General features: G+C 71.8%; 14 protein-coding genes and 2 pseudogenes. 8 read left to right on the top strand and 8 right to left on the bottom strand.

Features of this window, described 5'->3' with window-relative positions; genetic code table 11:
* The first annotated feature begins 153 nt into the window (after positions 1-153).
* The 3 genes from ACFV88_RS31850 (at position 154) to ACFV88_RS31840 (ending at position 3,570) form a co-directional block, all read left to right on the top strand.
* A complete protein-coding gene (locus ACFV88_RS31850) occupies positions 154-2,301 on the top strand; it encodes a carbon starvation CstA family protein (RefSeq protein WP_385495574.1) in 2,148 nt (715 codons plus the stop codon).
* Positions 2,298-2,543, top strand: coding sequence for a YbdD/YjiX family protein (locus tag ACFV88_RS31845; RefSeq protein WP_385495573.1), 246 nt, complete (start codon positions 2,298-2,300; stop codon positions 2,541-2,543). The genes ACFV88_RS31850 and ACFV88_RS31845 overlap by 4 nt, the downstream gene beginning before the upstream one ends.
* 82 nt (positions 2,544-2,625) lie before the next feature.
* The gene (locus ACFV88_RS31840; RefSeq protein ID WP_385495572.1) at positions 2,626-3,570 is read left to right on the top strand and encodes a hypothetical protein; all 945 of its coding nucleotides are present in this window, start codon (positions 2,626-2,628) and stop codon (positions 3,568-3,570) included.
* A 103-nt stretch (positions 3,571-3,673) separates the two neighbouring features.
* On the opposite strand, the gene ACFV88_RS31835 is transcribed toward ACFV88_RS31840, so the two are convergent.
* Positions 3,674-5,596: an ATP-binding cassette domain-containing protein gene (locus ACFV88_RS31835; RefSeq protein WP_385495571.1), complete on the bottom strand. Its 1,923-nt coding sequence runs from the start codon at positions 5,594-5,596 to the stop codon at positions 3,674-3,676.
* Positions 5,593-6,486 carry a phosphotransferase enzyme family protein gene (locus ACFV88_RS31830; RefSeq protein ID WP_385495570.1) on the bottom strand — a complete coding sequence of 298 codons (894 nt, stop codon included), beginning with the start codon at positions 6,484-6,486 and terminating at the stop codon, positions 5,593-5,595. The genes ACFV88_RS31835 and ACFV88_RS31830 overlap by 4 nt, the downstream gene beginning before the upstream one ends.
* Positions 6,487-7,236: 750 nt before the next feature.
* Here ACFV88_RS31830 and gyrB point away from each other — a divergent pair.
* The gene (gene gyrB / locus ACFV88_RS31825) at positions 7,237-9,288 is read left to right on the top strand and encodes a DNA topoisomerase (ATP-hydrolyzing) subunit B (RefSeq protein WP_385495569.1); all 2,052 of its coding nucleotides are present in this window, start codon (positions 7,237-7,239) and stop codon (positions 9,286-9,288) included.
* 42 nt (positions 9,289-9,330) lie between these two features.
* Positions 9,331-9,513: pseudogene (locus tag ACFV88_RS31820) on the top strand (hypothetical protein); the annotation flags it as partial.
* Between the two features lie 105 nt (positions 9,514-9,618).
* Here the strand turns inward: ACFV88_RS31820 and ACFV88_RS31815 are convergent.
* Positions 9,619-10,416 (bottom strand): annotated as a pseudogene (locus tag ACFV88_RS31815) (SDR family NAD(P)-dependent oxidoreductase); the annotation flags it as partial.
* A 499-nt stretch (positions 10,417-10,915) separates the two neighbouring features.
* Here ACFV88_RS31815 and ACFV88_RS31810 point away from each other — a divergent pair.
* From ACFV88_RS31810 to ACFV88_RS31800, 3 genes are all read left to right on the top strand, one after another.
* Entirely contained in the window at positions 10,916-12,271 is a 1,356-nt protein-coding gene (locus tag ACFV88_RS31810; protein ID WP_385495568.1) for a bifunctional o-acetylhomoserine/o-acetylserine sulfhydrylase, read from the top strand.
* A 5-nt stretch (positions 12,272-12,276) separates the two neighbouring features.
* On the top strand, positions 12,277-13,440 hold the full coding sequence (locus ACFV88_RS31805; protein ID WP_385495627.1) for a homoserine O-acetyltransferase: 1,164 nt from the start codon (positions 12,277-12,279) through the stop codon (positions 13,438-13,440).
* 160 nt (positions 13,441-13,600) lie between these two features.
* Positions 13,601-13,807 (top strand): hypothetical protein, encoded by a 207-nt coding sequence (locus tag ACFV88_RS31800; protein WP_385495567.1) that lies wholly within the window; start codon positions 13,601-13,603, stop codon positions 13,805-13,807.
* Between the two features lie 102 nt (positions 13,808-13,909).
* Here ACFV88_RS31800 and ACFV88_RS31795 read toward each other — a convergent pair whose 3' ends face one another.
* From ACFV88_RS31795 to ACFV88_RS31775, 5 genes are all read right to left on the bottom strand, one after another.
* Positions 13,910-14,713 carry a MerR family transcriptional regulator gene (locus ACFV88_RS31795; RefSeq protein ID WP_385495566.1) on the bottom strand — a complete coding sequence of 268 codons (804 nt, stop codon included), beginning with the start codon at positions 14,711-14,713 and terminating at the stop codon, positions 13,910-13,912.
* Positions 14,706-15,263: a VOC family protein gene (locus ACFV88_RS31790; protein ID WP_385495565.1), complete on the bottom strand. Its 558-nt coding sequence runs from the start codon at positions 15,261-15,263 to the stop codon at positions 14,706-14,708. Before ACFV88_RS31790 ends, ACFV88_RS31795 begins: the two co-directional genes overlap by 8 nt.
* Before the next feature lie 132 nt (positions 15,264-15,395).
* Positions 15,396-16,217: an SAM-dependent methyltransferase gene (locus tag ACFV88_RS31785; protein WP_385495564.1), complete on the bottom strand. Its 822-nt coding sequence runs from the start codon at positions 16,215-16,217 to the stop codon at positions 15,396-15,398.
* 142 nt (positions 16,218-16,359) lie between these two features.
* Entirely contained in the window at positions 16,360-16,815 is a 456-nt protein-coding gene (locus ACFV88_RS31780; protein WP_385495563.1) for a cyclic nucleotide-binding domain-containing protein, read from the bottom strand.
* Positions 16,816-16,994: 179 nt separating this feature from the next.
* Positions 16,995-17,810 carry a tyrosine-protein phosphatase gene (locus tag ACFV88_RS31775; RefSeq protein WP_385495562.1) on the bottom strand — a complete coding sequence of 272 codons (816 nt, stop codon included), beginning with the start codon at positions 17,808-17,810 and terminating at the stop codon, positions 16,995-16,997.
* Positions 17,811-17,923 lie beyond the last annotated feature (113 nt).

Genomic DNA, 17,923 nt, shown 5'->3' with positions numbered 1-17,923 from the left:
GACTGCGCGCCGGGGCGGTCGCGGTCCCGCGTCCGGTGCGTGTGGCGTTGTGTGTGCTTGATGCGCGTTCCGTGAAGTCCGTGACCCGTGGGGCCGGTTGACCGGTACCCCTACGACGCATTGTGTTCTCCCCTGCGAACAGAAGGATTCACCGTGTCCGGAACCCTTGTGCCACCATCGCGGCTCCGCTGGAAATCGGTCTTGATATGGTCCCTGGTCGCTCTGGTGGGAGGCGTCTCCTGGGGGGTGCTCGCGCTCTCCAGGGGTGAGGAGATCTCAGCCGTCTGGCTGTTGGCGGCGGCCCTCGGTTCGTTCGCGATCGCGTACCGCTTCTATGCGAAGTTCATCGCGCGGCGGGTGTTGCGCCTCGACGACACCCGGGCCACCCCGGCGGAGCGGATCAACGACGGGGTGGACTTCCAACCCACGGACCGTCGGGTGCTGCTCGGGCACCACTTCGCGGCGATCGCCGGCGCCGGCCCGCTGGTGGGCCCGGTGCTCGCGGTGCAGATGGGGTATCTGCCGGGCACGATGTGGATCGTCGCGGGCGTCATCTTCGCGGGTGCCGTGCAGGACATGGTGGTGCTCTTCCTGTCGATGCGGCGCGACGGCAAGAGCCTCGGACAGATGGCCCGGGAGCAGTTGGGGCGGATCGGTGGGGCGGCGGCGCTGCTCGCCGTGTTCGCCATCATGATCATCCTGCTGGCGGTGCTGGCGCTGGTCGTGGTCAATGCCCTCGCGGACTCGCCGTGGGGGACCTTCTCCGTCGCGATGACGATTCCGATCGCCCTGTTCATGGGCTGTTACCTGCACGTCCTGCGTCCGGGGCGGGTCCTGGAGACCAGCGCGATCGGGGTGGGCCTGCTGCTCCTGGCGATCGTGGGCGGCGGCTGGATCGAACACTCGTCGCTGGCGGACACCTTCACCCTGAGCCCGACGACCCTGGTGTTCTGCCTGGTGGTCTACGGGTTCGTGGCGTCGGTGCTGCCGGTGTGGATGCTGCTGGCGCCGCGGGACTACCTGTCGACGTTCATGAAGATCGGCACGATCGTGTTGCTCGCGGTCGGGGTGGTCATCGCCGCCCCGCGGCTCAACGCCGAGGCGGTGACCTCCTTCGCCTCCTCCGGCGAGGGGCCGGTGTTCGCGGGTTCGCTGTTCCCGTTCCTGTTCATCACCATCGCCTGCGGTGCGCTGTCCGGCTTCCACGCCCTGGTGGCCTCGGGGACGACCCCGAAGCTGGTCCAGAAGGAGTCGCAGGTCCGGATGATCGGGTACGGGGCCATGCTGATGGAGGCGTTCGTCGCCGTCATGGCGTTGATCGCCGCGGCGGTGCTGGACCCCGGGCTGTACTACGCGATGAACGCGCCCGCGGGACTGCTCGGTTCGACCGTGGAGTCCGCTTCCCAGGCGGTCGCCGGGCTGGGCTTCACCATCTCGCCGGAGGAACTGGCCGCGGCGGCCAAGGCGGTGGACGAGGGTTCGTTGGTCGCCCGCACCGGTGGCGCCCCGACCCTGGCGGTGGGCATGGCGCAGATCTTCTCGGAGGTGGTCGGCGGTGAGGGGATGAAGGCGTTCTGGTACCACTTCGCCATCATGTTCGAGGCGCTGTTCATCCTGACGACCGTCGACGCGGGCACTCGGGTCGGCCGGTTCATGCTCCAGGACATGCTGGGCAACGTGTGGAAGCCGATGGGGCGCGTCGGTTGGAAGCCCGGTGTCTGGTTGGCCAGTGGCGTGGTGGTCGCCGGCTGGGGGTACTTCCTCTACGTCGGCGCCACGGACCCCCTGGGCGGGATCAACCAGCTCTTCCCGCTGTTCGGCATCGCCAACCAACTCCTCGCGGCGATCGCGCTCACCGTCGCCACGACCCTCCTCATCACCTCGGGCCGACTGCGCTGGGCGTGGGTGACGGGCGTGCCGCTCGCCTGGATCGTGGCCGTCACCTTCACCGCGAGTTGGCAGAAGGTCTTCTCCGACGACCCTCGTGTCGGCTTCTTCGCCCAGCGCGAGCGCTACGCCGACGCCATCGACGCCGGGACCCAGCTGCGACCGGCCACCTCCATGGACGAGATGCACACGGTGGTGACCAACTCCACGGTGAACGGCGTCCTCATCGTGCTCTTCGTGCTGCTGGTGCTCACGGTCCTCGTGAACGCCCTGGTGGTGTGCGTCCGGGCAGTCCGCTCCCCCGGGAGCACGAGGTCCACCCAGACCCCGCACGTCCCGTCCGCGATCGACGCCCCGGCACCGCGCCCGCGGCGCCGGGCCGGTGCGGCGTCCGGACCCGGGGAGGCACCATGACGCCCGCCCGGACCCGGGGCGCTGCCGCGCCGGGCCGCGGGCGGGGTGGCGGCGGGCCGGTGCGGCGGGCCGTGCGCTGGGTCCACTGGTACCTGCGGGAGCTCACCGGCGAGACCGAGTACGAGCGGTACTGTGCGCGGCACCGCCACGAAGATCCCGGTACTCCCGTGCCCACCCCTCGGGAGTACCAACGGATCAAGGCAGCCCGTCAGGAAGCGGCCCCGCGATCGAGGTGCTGCTGACCGGCTCACCCTCACCGACCCATCCACATCCGGGCGCCGCGTCGACCGCGCGGGGCCCGCCCTCCCCCACAGAGGACCAGTGATGCTGCGAAGAAGCAGAACGGTTCGCATCCGTCCGGAGCTGGACGACCGTGAGCTGCGCCAAGCGCTCACCGACATCCGGCCCATCCACCAACTGCAAGGGTTCGGCGCCGACCGCACCCGCCCCGCCTGGCAGCCGGTGGCCGATCTGCTGGACGCCACGGGGGCGGACTGGGACCGCAGGACCCACCGGGTGTCGGTGCTGTCCCGAGTGCTGTCCCCGGCCGCGGCGGACCACTGGGTCGACTACGCTCCGGACAACCCGGACGCGGTGGTGATGCAGGCGTGCGTCCAGGCCCACCGAGCGGTCTCCGGAACGGCGGCGGCGCTGGACGGGGCCCAGACCCGTTGTGTCCGGGCGGCCCACGCCCACCCGAAGGACCCCACGCCCTTGATCGCCCTGCTCGATCTGATGCGGGGGTGCCGGGTTCCGTCGCGGCGGGCCGCTCCCATCTGGCGGGAGATCATCGACCGTGACCCGGGCAACCGGACCGCCCACCACGTGGTGCTGCGGTACCTCTCGCCCCGCAGTCACGGCTCGGTGAGCGACATGACGACCTTCGCCTGGCACTCGGCGGCACAGGCGCCGCCGGGCTCGCCGTTGGCCCTGCTGCCGCTGGCGGCCCGGGCCGAGCACTTCGCGCACGCCGTCGACGCGGGCGGCACCCGGGCGTTGGCGGCCCACCGCATCTGGCACGAGAAGGCCGCGGCCAGCGAACTGGAACTCGCGTTGAAGGGCTGGTTCCACACCTCGGCGCCCCCGCACGCCGAGGCCGTGTCCGATCTGAACCTGTTGGCGTTCGCCCTGGTGCGGGCGCGTTGGCTGCCGGAGGCCACCGAGGTCTTCCAGCGCGTCGGGCGCCATATGACGATGTTCCCGTGGGACGCGTTGGAGGACCCCGTGACGGCCTTCACCTACTGGCGGGACCGAATGGGCGCGGCCTGACCGACCGCGCCACCTCGGGACGGTGCGCACCGCGGCGGGACCACGACCCCGCCGCTCGCCCGATGCCGTCCGCCCTTCCGGGGGCCGTGCCGCACACGGTCCGTCACCGGTCCTTGGACAGGGCGAGCAGTTCCGCGAAGAGCCCGTCCGACGCGCGCAGCTCCTCGTACCGGCCCTCCTGGACGATCCTGCCGTCCCGCATGACCACGATCCGGTCGGCGATCCGGGTGTTCTCCAGTTGGTGGGTCACCACCAGGGTGATCCGGTCCGCAGCGATCTTCTTGATCTCCTCGAAGATCTGGTGCTCACCGCGTGCGTCCATCTGCGACGTGGGCTCGTCGAGGATCAGCAGCGCGGGCCGCCGGTACAGCGCCCGGGAGCAGGCCAGGCGCTGCCACTGGCCGCCGGAGAGTTCATGACCGCCGAAGACCTCCCGGGCCAGCAGGGTGTCGAGTCCCCGGGGCAGTTCCTCGACGGCGGTGCGCATCCCGACGGCGTCCACCGCCTGCCAGACCGGGGCGTCGTCAGGGCTGCGGGGCTGGCCCAGGGTGACGTTCTCCCGGACCCGCAGCGGCCATTGGGCGAAGATCTGCGGAACCAGCCCGGTGTGCGTCCACACGGTGTCCGGGTCGGCGGCGGCCAGGTCGGTTCCGTTCCACCGCACCGTGCCCCGGTCGGGGAGCAGGACGCCGGTGACCAGTCGGGTCAGCGTCGACTTTCCGGAGCCGTTCTCGCCGACGATCGCCACGATCTCGCCGCGCCGCAGGGTGAGGCTGAGCCCGTCGACGGCGGGACGGTCCTTGCCGGGGTAGCGGTGGACCACGTCGTCCAACCGGATCTCGTGGACGGGTGCGGTGATCACGGCCGGGCCCCGGGCGGGCGCGTGACGGTCCGCGAGGTCCAGGAAGGCGCGCATGTCGGCGAGGTAGAGGCTGGTGTGGAACATCTCGGCGCCGCCGCGGACGAGTTGGGTGAGCGCGCCCAGTGAACTCTGGACGGCGACCACCGCCGTCGCGGCGATCGCGAGCTCCACCCTGTCGGTCGCCGCGAGCCAGGCGAGCGCCGCCCAGGTCACCAGGAGGAACACACCACCGAGTGCCGACGCCGCGAGGGAGATCCGCAGCACCCGGGGGGCGATGCCGAGGGTCCGCCGGTCGATCCGCTCCGACAGGCTGCGGTACCAGAAGAGCAGGTAGCCCGTCATGCCGTTGGCCCGGACCTCGTCGCCGTACTTCGGGGCGGTCGACCACCAGCGCATCATGCCGCGGACGTTGCGGTCGCCCAGGTTGGCGTAGTGGGTCTCGTAGTCGACGCGCGCGGACAGCACCGCGCCCACCCCGGCCGGCAGCACCGCGAGCAGGAGCAGGGGCAGCAGGAGCGGGTGCAGCACGGTCAGGACTCCGCTGGCGGCGACCATCCGGACGGCCGCGGCGAGGAAGGTCTGGCCGTCGCGGACCATGGCCGCGGTCCGCACCACGCCGATCTCGGCCGCCTCCTGGCGTTCCGCGAAGCTCTCCGTCCCGTACGCCGACGCCTCGACCCGGCACACCGCCTCGACGAGCGCGGTGTCGGCCGCCGTGCTGAGCAGCGGGCTGACCCGGTCGTCGGCGTACCAGGAGAGTGCGGCGGCGATCCGGCCGACGGCCGCCGCGGCCGCGACGACCAGCAGTACGGGAAGCATCGACTGGAGCCGGTCGGTGACCGAGCCGCTCGCCACGAGGGCCTGCATCGCCCGCGCGGTGGCGGCGAGCAGCACGACCGCGGCCACCCCGGTCAACGCCTGGCAGACCAGGAGGAGCAGCACGGCCCGCCGGTCCACCGCCCAGGCGAGGCGCCCGGTGTGGGCGAGCACCGAGGGCAGTCGGGCGCACAGGGCCCGGAAGCCGACCTCACCGAGGGGGTTCTTCCCGTACTGGCCCTGGTAGCGGATGTCCGCGGGGGGTGGTGGAGGGGCGTGGGGGGCGTCGGGTTCGACGTCCGGTGTCCGGTCGCCCGATCCGTCGCCGGGCAGGGTGAGGGTGCTCATGCGAACTCCCCCTCGACGAGCCGGTCGAGGGTGCGGCGGCCCCGCGCGGTGACCTCGTCGTCGCCGTACTGCGGTCCCCACATCAGGGAGCCGATGGCGTCGAGCGCGGCGAGGCAGCGCAGCGCGTGCCGTTCGGTCGGGCCGGGCCGGCGTCCGTAGCCCGCGAGGAAGGCCGCGCGCAGGGCCGGGCGGTCGGCCCAGGGACCGGCGGCCAGCCGGACGAAGTCCTGGACCGCGGGGGCGAACCGGGCCCGCTCGAAGTCGATCCAGGCGGCGTGTCCCGCCGCCGACCACATCAGGTTCCCGGGCTGGACGTCACCGTGGACGAAGGCGAGCGGCAGCGGCCCGATGTGCGGGAGGTCGGCCACGAGTCCTCGGACCAGGGCGCGTTCCCGGGCCGTCACCCGGTCCCCACACATGTGGAGGTGGCGTTCGAGTCGGTGCGGGGCGCCGTCGAGTTCGTCGCGTGCCTCGGCGTGGCGCCCGGGGGTGGGTTCCGCCGCGGTGTGGAACCGGGCGAGCAGTGCCCCCGCCTGCCGGTACGCCTCGCGCTCCTCGACGGTCGGCAGGCGCAGTTCCCGCAGCGGGCGGCCGGGGAGGGCGGTGAGCAGCAGGGCGAGGTGTTCGGCGCCGGAGTCGAGGAGGAGGGGCGCGCCGCCGGACGGTACGGCGGGCACGGCCTGACGGTAGGCGAAGGTTTCGGCGCGGTAGCGTGCGGGGTCACGTGCGATCTTGATGATGAACCGGGTGGTGCGGTCCGGGCGGGTGAGTTCCCACACCCGGGAGGAGCCCGGGGCGGGTGCGGAGACGTCCCGGACCGTATCGAAGGCGCCGACGGCCCGTCGGGCCCAGGCGTCGAGGGTGTCGGGCAGGTGGTTCAGTAGCCGCATGCGCACCGCCTCGGGCATGCACATGGTGAGGGCGCGTACGCACCTGACTGGTCGTCAACCGCGCGTGGCCCCCAGGCCACGGAACGGGTCATGCACTCGAACACCAGGTGAAGACTGGGACGAACGGGAACAGGATGCACGGGACCTCCCACGTCGAGGGGTGAAGTCTTGACGCAAGCACAACGCACCAGATCAACAGCGCGTCACGCTCACTTCCGGACGAATCTTCGGCCGAAAGTTCGATGACCGACCCACGGACCCCTGCCGCCCGGCCGGATGCCTGTGATGCGGCGTTCGATTCACTCGGGAGAGGACGCTCCCCCGTTCGAGGGATTGCCGTCGGAACCCCACCACCGTCGTGCCGCACACCACCCACGGGGACGACGAGCCACCTGACGCGGCGCGACGCGAACCACGGAGGGCCACGCCGGAAAAAGTCGCCTGGATCCCCACACAACAAGGCATCAGGAAAGCCCCCCAGCGACCCTCTGCCGCATTTTCACAGCCCTGAGGCAGGGGGGGATCGCCTCCCGCAAGGAAAGAGGCACACGCTGGCAGGTGAGGGCACTGTCGCCCCATCAACGAGGGGCACCTCCCGTATCTTGATCGGCGTTCCGGCAGTCAAGGGCCCGATGCCCGTGAGCTTCCGGGGCCCTGTTTGGGCTGCCCTGCCCCGTCTCCGCCAGCGGTCCGGCCGCTTCCGCACCGTGGTGCGGGAGCGCGGTCCGCCATGCCCGAAAGAGAGCATCCGTGACCACCCACGACACTCGCACGGCCACCAGCAACAGCAACAGCCCCGGCACCCCCGAACCCCGGCAGCCCGGCCGTGCCGGGGCCGCGCCGTACGACGCCAACGCGATCACCGTGCTGGACGGCCTGGACGCCGTGCGCAAGCGGCCCGGGATGTACATCGCCTCCACGGGAGAGCGGGGACTGCACCACCTGGTGCAGGAGCTCGTGGACAACTCCGTGGACGAGGCACTCGCGGGAGTGGCCGACCGGATCGACGTGACGGTCCTCGCCGACGGTGGCGTGCGGGTGGTCGACAACGGTCGTGGCATCCCGGTGGGCATGCACCCGGTGGAGAAGCGGCCGGCCGTCGAGGTGGTGCTGACCGTGCTGCACGCGGGCGGGAAGTTCGGGGGCGGCGGGTACACGTTCTCCGGCGGTCTGCACGGTGTGGGCCTGTCGGTGGTCAATGCGCTGTCGACCCGGCTGTCGGCGGAGATCTGGACCGACGGCCACCGGTGGACGCAGGAGTACCGGCACGGCGCTCCCACCGCCCCGCTCGCCCGCCACGAGGCCGTCTCCCGGACGGGCACCTCGTTGACGTTCTGGGCGGACGGCGACGTCCTCGAAACCACCACGTACTCGTTCGAGACGCTGTCCAGGCGGTTCCAGGAGATGGCCTTCCTCAACCGCGGGCTCACCCTGACCCTCACCGACGAACGGCCCTCGGCGCGCGCGACGGCCGCGGCCGACACCACCGCCCCGGACCCGGCAGCGAAGACGGTCTCCTACCGCTACGCCGGCGGCATCACCGAGTTCGTCGCCCACCTCAACACCCGCAAGGGCGAGCCGGTCCACCCCTCGGTCATCACCATCGCCGCTCAGGACCCGGAACGACTGCTGTCGGTCGAGGTCGCCCTCCAGTGGAACGGCCAGTACACCGACAGCGTGTACTCCTACGCCAATGCCATCCACACCCACGAGGGCGGCACCCACGAGGAGGGCTTCCGCGCGGCTCTGACCACCGTGGTCAACCGTTACGCGCGGGAACGGAAGCTGCTGCGGGACAAGGACGCCAACCTCTCCGGCGAGGACATCCGCGAGGGCCTGACCGCGATCGTCTCGGTGAAGCTCAGCGAGCCGCAGTTCGAGGGCCAGACCAAGACCAAACTCAGCAACGCCGAGGCGCGCACCTTCGTGCAGAAGGTCGTCCACGAGCACCTGACCGGCTGGTTCGACCGCAGTCCCCACGAGGCCGCCGACATCGTGCGCAAGGCCGTCCAGGCGGCCACGGCCCGGGTCGCGGCCCGCAAGGCGCGCGACCTGACCCGCCGCAAGGGCCTGCTGGAAACGGCTGCGCTGCCGGGCAAACTGTCCGACTGCCAGTCGAACGACCCGGCCGTCTCGGAGATCTTCATCGTCGAGGGGGACTCCGCCGGCGGCTCGGCCAAGTCCGGGCGCAACCCGCGGTACCAGGCCATCCTCCCGATCCGCGGCAAGATCCTCAACGTCGAGAAGGCCCGGATCGACAAGATCCTGCACAACCAGGAGGTCCGGGCGATCATCTCGGCCTTCGGCACGGGCGTGCACGAGGACTTCGACATCGCCAAGCTCCGCTACCACAAGATCATTCTGATGGCGGACGCCGACGTCGACGGGCAGCACATCAACACCCTGCTGCTGACCTTCCTGTTCCGCTTCATGCGCCCCTTGATCGAGGAGGGCCACGTCCACCTCTCCCGCCCCCCGCTGTACAAGGTCAGGTGGAGCCGGGACCACGTGGAGTACGCCTACTCCGACCGCGAACGCACCGTGCTCCTGGAGCGGGGCCGGCGGGACGGCCGCCGGGTCAGGGACGACTCCGTCCAGCGCTTCAAGGGCCTGGGCGAGATGAACGCCGAGGAACTGCGCGTCACCACCATGGACCCCGACCACCGGGTACTGGGCCGGGTCACCCTCGATGACGCGGCCGTCGCCGACGACCTCTTCTCCGTCCTGATGGGCGAGGACGTCGAAGCACGCCGTCACTTCATCCAGCGCAACGCCAAGGACGTCCGCTTCCTCGACATCTGAGCCCGGGCGCCAGAGAGGCGGTACGAGGGTCTCGGCGAGAGGGACGCCGACCAACTCGCCGAGACCACCGTGGACCCGCGGCACCGGACCCTACGTCGGATCGACCTCACCGACCTGGAGGCCGCGGAAGCCGTGTTCGACCTGCTGATGGGCCACGACGTCACACCGCGCAAGGAGCTCATCGCCCGCTCCGCCGCCACGCTCGACCGGTCCGGGATCGACGGGTGGGAACGGCGCGGCAGCCGCCCGGGCGGGCGGGCACGGGTGGGGCGCCGGGTCGGCGGCGTCGAGTTCGTCCCCGTAGGTGGGGAAGTGCGAAGTGAACCCGCCGTCCACGGAGATCGTGGTGCCGGTGATGTATCCGGCCTCGTCGGACACGAGGAAGGCCACCAGGCAGGCGATGTCCTCGGGCACCCCGACCCGGGGGGTGAGGGTGTGCCGGGCGAGGGCCTTCTGTTGTTCGGGGGTGAGGTTGTCGGTCAGTGCGGGGGTCAGCACCAGGCCCGGGGCGATGCCGACCGCACGGACCCCCTGTTTCCCGTACTGGGTGGCGATGCTGCGGGTGAGGCCGAGGATGGCCGCCTTGGAGGTGCCGTACATGGGGCGGACGAGTTCGGCGAGGAGGCCGGCCGCCGAAGCGGTGTTGACCACGACGCCACCACCGCGCGCGATCATGTGGGGTATCGCGTGCTTGGCGGCCAACGTGTAGCCGAGCACGTTGACCCGCAGGACCCGGGCGAACAACTCGCCGTCGATGTCGGTGATGCGCTGGTCCCGACCGAGGACGTCGGGGGCGAGCAGCGCCGCGTTGTTGTGGAGCACGTCCACCCCTCCGAACGCGGCCACCGCCGTGGCGACCATCGTCCGGATCTGCTCCTCCTCGCCCACGTCGACCGTGACCGGAACGGCTTCGAGACCCCGGGCGACCAACCCGCCGGCGACACGATCGGCGGCGGTCGCGTCGATGTCGGCCACGACGACACTGGCGCCGCGTTCGGCCAGCACGGTGGCGGTGGCGCGGCCGATGCCGGACCCCCCGCCGGTGACGACGGCGACCTTGCCCCGTAGGGGTGGTGGGCGGGAAGGGAGCGACGGATGCGGCGCGTACGGCAGGTTCTGTGTCGTCATGGGACTTCCTGGTCCGGCGCCTGTGGGAACGCCTGGTGAGGGTAGGGCCACAGCAGCGATTTTCTTGTTCCACACGGGACTTGTTGGCCGGAACTCCGAGGATGGCCGGCATTGACCCGTGTCGTGGAGTCCCCGTGCCGCCGGGCGGGGAACGGGCCGCAGGCCCGCAGCGGGAGCCGCCCACCACCATGCCCGGCGCCGCCCGGGCTCGGGCGGCGGCGACCGAGGCGCCGGAACGAGAAGTTGGCCGAAGTCGTTCGGCCGGCGCCCGACCGGTTCGTACCCCGTCGCCCCGAACCTCCCCCGTCCACGTTTGTGTTGCCGGCATGTTGCAGGCTCATGGCCAGCTCGCCGACGGGCTACCGGAACCAACCCCTCGCGGGTACTTTGCGTTCCGCCGGGTGTTTTGGGCCCTTCTCGCCCCGGCACGGAAGCGGTACGGGCCGGACCCGTACCGCTTCCGCCCCCTCCCCAGTGACCTCGCGCGAAGGAACCGCCCATGAGCCAGCCCCTCGACTCGGTGACAGCCGGTCACACCCCCGACGACGAGCCGGCGCCCGCCTCCGGGTGGTCGTTCGAGACCCGGCAGGTCCACGCGGGCGCGGAGCCCGATCCGACCACCGGTGCACGGGCCGTACCGATCTACCAGACCAGTTCCTTCGTCTTCCGGGACACCCAGCACGCGGCGAACCTCTTCTCGCTCGCCGAGCCCGGGAACATCTACACCCGCATCCACAATCCGACGCAGGACGTCTTCGAACAGCGGATCGCCTCGTTGGAAGGGGGAGTCGCCGCGGTCGCCCTCGCCTCGGGACAGGCCGCGGAAACCCTCGCGATCCTCACCCTGGCCGGCGCCGGTGACCACATCGTCTCCAGCACCTCGCTGTACGGCGGAACGTACAACCTGTTCCGGCACACCCTGCCCCGGTTCGGCATCGAGGTCTCCTTCGTGGACGACCCCGACGACCTGGACGCCTGGCGCGCCGCGATCCGCCCCAACACCAAGGCCCTCTTCGCCGAGAGCCTGGGCAACCCCCGCGGCAACGTGCTCGACGTACGGGGCGTCGCGGACACCGCGCACGCGGCCGGGGTGCCGCTCATCATCGACAACACCCTGCCGACGCCGTTCCTGCTGCGGCCCATCGAGCACGGCGCGGACATCGTGGTGCACTCGGCGACCAAGTTCCTCGGTGGGCACGGCACCACCATCGCGGGCGTCGTGGTGGACGGCGGCACCTTCGACTTCGGTGCGCACCCCGAGCGCTTCCCCGACTTCAGCGAGCCCGACCCCAGCTACCACGGACTCCGGTACTGGCCGGACCTGGGCCCGAGCGCCTTCGCGGTGAAGCTGCGGGTGCAGCTGCTGCGCGACATCGGGCCCGCGCTCTCCCCGCACTCGGCGTTCCTGCTGCTCCAGGGCGTCGAAACGCTGAGCCTGCGGATCGAACGGCACTCCGCGAACGCCCTGGCGCTCGCCCAGTGGCTCGAAGCACGGGACGAAGTGGCGGCCGTGCACTACCCGGGCCTGGAGTCCAACCGCTGGTACGCGGCGGGTCGCCGCTACCTGCCGCGCGGCGCGGGGGCCGTCCTGGCCTTCGAGCTGAGGGACGGGGTGGAGGCGGGCAAGCGGTTCGTGGACGCGGTGTCGCTGTTCAGCCATCTGGCGAACGTCGGAGACGTCCGCTCGCTGATCATCCATCCGGCGTCGACGACCCACAGCCAGTTGGGCCCCGAGGCGCTGGCCGCCACGGGGACGGCGCCGGGCCTGGTGCGGCTGTCGGTCGGGATCGAGCACCTGGACGACCTCACGGCGGACCTCTCCGCCGGGTTCCGTGCGGCGAAGGAAGCGTCCTGACCGAGCTGGCGCCCCACGCCCCGGCGGATCAGCCCGTCGCTCCCCTCCCGCCGGCCTCCGGGGCCTGGCGGGAGGGTGACCCGCCCGGCGGTCGACGCTGGGTGTCCCTCGCCGCGCCCCTCCCCTTGGAGGCCGGCGGCGAACTGCCGGACGTGCGGGTCGCTTACGAGACCTGGGGGCACCTGGCTCCCGACGCGTCCAACGCCGTGCTGGTGCTGCACGCGCTGACCGGGGATAGTCACGTCAGCGGTCCGGCCGGGCCCGGACACCCCACGGCCGGCTGGTGGGACCCGCTGGTGGGACCGGGGCGGGCCCTGGACACCGACCGGTGGTTCGTGGTGGCACCGAACGTCCTGGGCGGTTGCCAGGGCAGCACCGGTCCGTCCTCGCTGCGCGGCGACGGCACCCGCTGGGGCGGCTCCTTCCCCTTCCTGACCCAGCGGGACCAGGTCGCCGCCGAGGCCGCACTCGCCGATGCGCTCGGCATCGACCGCTGGGCCCTGGTGGTGGGCGGCTCGATGGGCGGAATGCGGGCGCTGGAGTGGGCCGTGGGCCACCCCGACCGGGTGTCCGCACTGTTGGTCCTGGCCTGCCCGGCCGCCTCGGGCGCGGAACACATAGCCTGGGCCGACGTACAACTGCACGCGATCCGCGCCGACGCCCGGTGGCGCGACGGCCACTACCACGACGCCCCCGACGGCGAGGGACCGCACCGGGGCCTGGGCACCGCCCGACGCCTCGCCCACGTCACCTACCGGACGGGGGCCGAACTCGCAGCCAGGTTCGGCCGGGCGCCGCAGGCGTCGGAGGATCCGTGGCGCGGCGGACGGTACGCGGTGGAGTCCTATCTCGACCACCACGCGACCAAACTGGTGCGCCGATTCGACGCGGGCAGCTATGTGACCCTGACCGAGGCGATGAACAGCCACGACCTGGGCCGGGGGCGCGGCGGCACGGCCCGCGCGCTGCGCCGGGTCAGCGCCCGGACGCTGGTGGCCGGGGTGGACTCCGACCGTCTTTACCCCTTGGCCGGGCAACGGGAGTTGGCCGCCGGACTCCCGCACGCGGACGCCCTGCGGATCGTGGAATCCCCGTACGGGCACGACGGGTTCCTGATAGAGACCGAGCAGGTCGGCGCCCTGGTGGGCGAGTTGACGAAGGGCCGGTGACGGTCGCCCGGTCCGTGGCGAGCGGACCGGGGTGCCGACCGCTCACCGGCGCTCCGCTCGGGCACCGGCACGCGGTCACACACGGTCATTGAACATGCGCGGTGCGGCAGCTCGTGCCAGGCTGAGGGCATCCCCGCCCCCACACCTCACGGGAGTACCCATGGGCATCAAGGACCAGTTCCAGGACAAGGCCGAGCAGCTCAAGCAGCGGGCCCAGCAGGCCGCACAGGGCGGGCAGGACGAGACCCGTCGACGGTCGGAGCGGGGGGCGGACGAGGCCCGGGACGCGTCGCGGGGCGGCGGCCCGCAGGAACGGGACTCCCGGCGGCGCACGACGGACGAGCCCGAAGAGCCGCCTCAGCGGTGACGTGCTGAAGCGCTGAGCAAGGCGGTGGGTGACCCTTGAGGTCCACCCACCGCCTTCTGCCGTGGCGTGGCCGCGGTTTCCGGGGCCGCCGGTCCGGTGCGGCTACTGCCAGGTCGCGGTGTCGGGGTCGATGCCGTGGGCGCGTGCGCTGGCGTCCACGATCCGACGGAACCACGTGGCGAGGCCGGGACGGATGCCGTCGTAGTGAGCGGCGAACGCCGGATCGGCCTCGTACCTGCGGCCGAGACAGACCTGCATCTGCCGGGTGAGGGGGAAGTACGAGGCGAACACCTCGCGGTGCCGATCCACGAGCTGATGCGCCTCCGGGCTGCCCGGGGCTACACCGGCGTCCATCGCTTCCCCGAGGGCACGGTCGAGACCGGCACCGGCGTCGGCGATGACCTGCCATTCCTCGGGGCCGCGCGCGGCCGAACGTTCGGCGTACTGGAGCCACTGCGTGGTGTCGCCGTAGCGCTGGCGGGCTTCGACGGGCCAATCCGGGTTCCACCGGGGGCCGAAGAGCTCGGCCTGCTGCTCGGTGGTCAACAGCAGGCCGCGTTCGTGGGCGTCGATCATCCGGCCCAGTCCGGCGCTGAGGCGCTGGAGGCGGTCGATCCGTTCGGCGACCTGGGTGCGCTGTGCGCGCAGTGCGCCGGGCACGTCTGCGGTCGGGTCGTCCAGGACGGCCCGGATCCTGTCCAGGCCGAGACCGATCTCGCGGTAGACGACGATGCGGTGCAGGCGTTCCAGGTCACCGGCGGTGTAGAGCCGGTATCCGGCAGCAGTGCGCAGCGACGGTCGGGCCAGGCCGATCTCGTCCCAGTGGTGCAGCGCGCGGACCGTGACGCCCAGGCGCGTCGATACCTGGCCGACGGTCAAGCCGTCGGTGTCGGTGTCATCAGACATGCTCCTCATTGTCATTGTCATTGTCGTTGTTGTCGCCGCTGCCGACGTCCGGTGGGGTGATCCCCATGGCCTCCAGGTTGCGGGCCTCCTGGCTGGCCGGATCGAAGGGCTTCGCCGCGGTGAACACGATCCGTGCGTTCTCGGGGGTGATCACCACCACGTCGCGGGTGTTCCAGGGGGTGTCCCGCGGGCCGTCGACCGCGTTCGGACGCAGGGCGCGGCACGCCTCGACGATCGCATCGACCTGGCCGAGCACGCACGCGAAACTGACGCTCAACTCCGGTGCCCGCTCCGGAACGCTCGGCGCCCGGACGAGGAGTACGTCCTGGAACGCCCACCGGCGCAGGTGCGCGAGTTCGCCGGGGATGCCGAACAGTTCGAAGAACCCGAGCCCGCGGACCCAGAAGTCCACCGAGGCCGACAGGTCGCTGGTCGGGATCGTCACGAAGGCGGGCATGCCGTAGATGCCGCGGAACGGCTCCGGCGGAACCGCGTCCGGACCGGGATCGGGCACGGGACTGATCTCGAACGCGTTGTAGTGGTCGCTCATGCACCCCACCTTCGGGCCTCACGCAACGTGAGGGTCAAGCCGTCCCTGCCGGGACCGGGCCCGGACGGTCCGACGCTGGTGCTCCTCTGCGGCGTGACGGCGCCCTGACCCGCTGCGGTCCGGTCCGCCCCGTCAGCGCTTGCGGGCGACCGCGCCGTACATGCCGACCTCCGGTTCGTCCGTGGCCTCCCCCGACGCGCGCCACCGGGAGCAGGGCACCAGACCGGGCGGCAGGACGTCCAGCCCGTCCATCAACCGGGCGATGGCCTCGGGGGTGCGCTGGGTCAGTGCCGGGGAGCCGTGCTGGTTCCAGTAGGCCACCGCCGCGTCGACCTCCGGCATCCGGGAGCTGCGGACCGTGTGCGAGAGGACCAGATGGCTGCCCGGGGGCAGGGCGGCCATGAGGCGTCGCACCGCGGTGCCGGCCTCCTCGTCGTCCTCCACGAAGATCAGCACGCCGAGCAGCAGCAGGGCCACGGGACGCCCGAAGTCAAGGGTGTCGGCCGCCTGTTCGAGGATGCCGTCCACGTCCCGGACATCGGCGTCCACGTACCCGGTACGGCCCTCCGGTGCGCTGACCAGCAGGGCCCGGGCGTGGGCGAGGACGGTCGGGTCGTTGTCGACGTACACGATGCGCGCGTCGGGAGCGACGCCCTGGGCGATCTCGTGGGTGTTCTCGGCGGTGGGCAGGCCGGTACCGATGTCGAGGAACTGGCGGATGCCGACCGGCCCGGCGAGCTGGCGCACCGCCCGTCCGAGGAACTGCCGGTCCGCCCGTGCGTAGGCGCTGACCTCCGGGTACAACGCGTTGATGCCCTCGCCCACCCGGCGGTCCGGCTCGTAGTAGTCGGCGCCACCCAACCAGAAGTTCCAGATCCGCGCCGAGTGGGCCCGGCGGGGATCGACGGTGGACCGGGTGGCCGTGGAGAGTCGGGACGAAGCGGGGGTGGGCACGTGCGCATCTCCTGCGGGCCGGTACGGGGGGTGACCGGACAGTCCGTCAACTCATCAGCTGATCATACGAGTCCATTGCGCCACGGTCGTCTCCCGTACACGTGACGCTCGACTCAGCCGGGGAGCACCCGCAGCCGCACCGCTAGAGCGTCGCTCCCCCGTGTTTGGCGTAGTTCTCGATCAGACGGGTGCGGGCACCTGCCAACCGGTGGGCCAGGATCTCCGCGATGGTGCGCAGCAGCACCAGCCCGAGTGCCGACTCCTCCTCGCAGAGGGACCGGACCTTGGCCGCGTCGAACTCGTAGGCGCGCACCGGACTGAACGCCTCCGCGCCGAAGTCCCACTGGTGCGGGGGGAACAACCAGGACCAGCCGAGCAGGTCGCCCGGTTGCAGGGTCTCCACGGTGACCCGGCGCCGATCGGGGACCTGGAGGTCCAGGGCGACCGTGCCGGAACGGATCACCCAGAGCCGGTCCGCAGGGCCGCCCTCCTCGAAGATCCGACTGTCCTGGGGGAAGGACACCTCCTGGGCCAGGTCCATGAGGCGCTGGCGATGATCAGCGGGCAGAGCCGTGAGCAGCCTTCTCGCAGTCGTCATGCCGGACCTCCTCGTGAGCGGACACGGGCCGCGCCGCACACGGGGCCTCCCCACCCGGAGACCGCCGTGCGTGGGGTTCGTGTAACTCTCTTACCCGGGTTCGCCCCATTCGTCACCCGACCGGCGCAACCGCGTCCGCCGCCCGGGGCGCCGTCGGGCGACGGTCCCGTCACCGGGGGTCACGGGGCCACGAGGGTCGCCCGCAGGAGGTCCAGTTCCCCTTCGGTGAGCCCGCTGCGCAGCAGCCAGCCCGCTCCGCCGCCGTGGTCGGCGTGCAGCCGGGCCAGGAAGTCGTGCATGGTCTCCGCCCGGGACGCCATGTAGGTGTGACCCACGTCCGGGATGCTGTGGTAACCCCCGACCGCGAGCAGCCGGTCCCTGACCCGGGCGATGCGCTGGGCGGTCAGCTCGTAGTCGACGGCGATCACCTCGGCCGCCACCCCGACCGCGTCCAGGAGCACGGCGGCGCACACGCCCGTGCGGTCCTTGCCGATCGCGCAGTGGAACAGGACCGCGTGCTGGTCGGGATCGGCGACGATCCGCGCCGTGGCCGTCAGCGTGTCCGCGCTGCTCCCCAGCAACCGGAAGTAGAAGTCGACCGCACCGCCGTCGGGACCGTCGGGCACGACCTCGGTGGCGCGCCCCTGCGGCAACCGGACCGGGAGATGCTCCCGGCGCACCCGCGTGGCCGTGAGCAGTCCGTGCCCCTCCCGGGCGGACTCCTCCGGTCCCCGGAGGTCCACGACCGTCCGCAGACCCAGTCCGTCCACCAGGAACTCCACGTCGGCGTCGGTCACCGCCTGGAGGGTGCTGCTGCGGAACACCACGCCCCGGCGGGTGGTACCACCGCCGGAAACGGGCAGTCCGCCCAGGTCACGCGTGTTGTCGGCGCCCATGAGCGGCACCCAGCGGGACTGCTGCGGGGCTTCCGGCTCCGCAGGCCCGTACCCGTCGCACACCGTGTCCGCCACCGTGCCGCCCGCTTCCCCGTCCACGGTCCCCCCGTTCCCCGCACCGGCACGTCCGGTGCGCCAGGATCGCCGCTCCGACGGCCCGGTGTCCAGAGGGCCGCCCCCACCAAGCGGTGTGCGGGCGCGGTCGGAACCCT

The sequence above is a fragment of the Streptomyces sp. NPDC059816 genome (assembly GCF_042732055.1).
Classification (GTDB): domain Bacteria; phylum Actinomycetota; class Actinomycetes; order Streptomycetales; family Streptomycetaceae; genus Streptomyces.
Note: the sequence above shows the minus strand (reverse complement) of the source record. Positions and strands in the feature narration are given on the sequence as shown.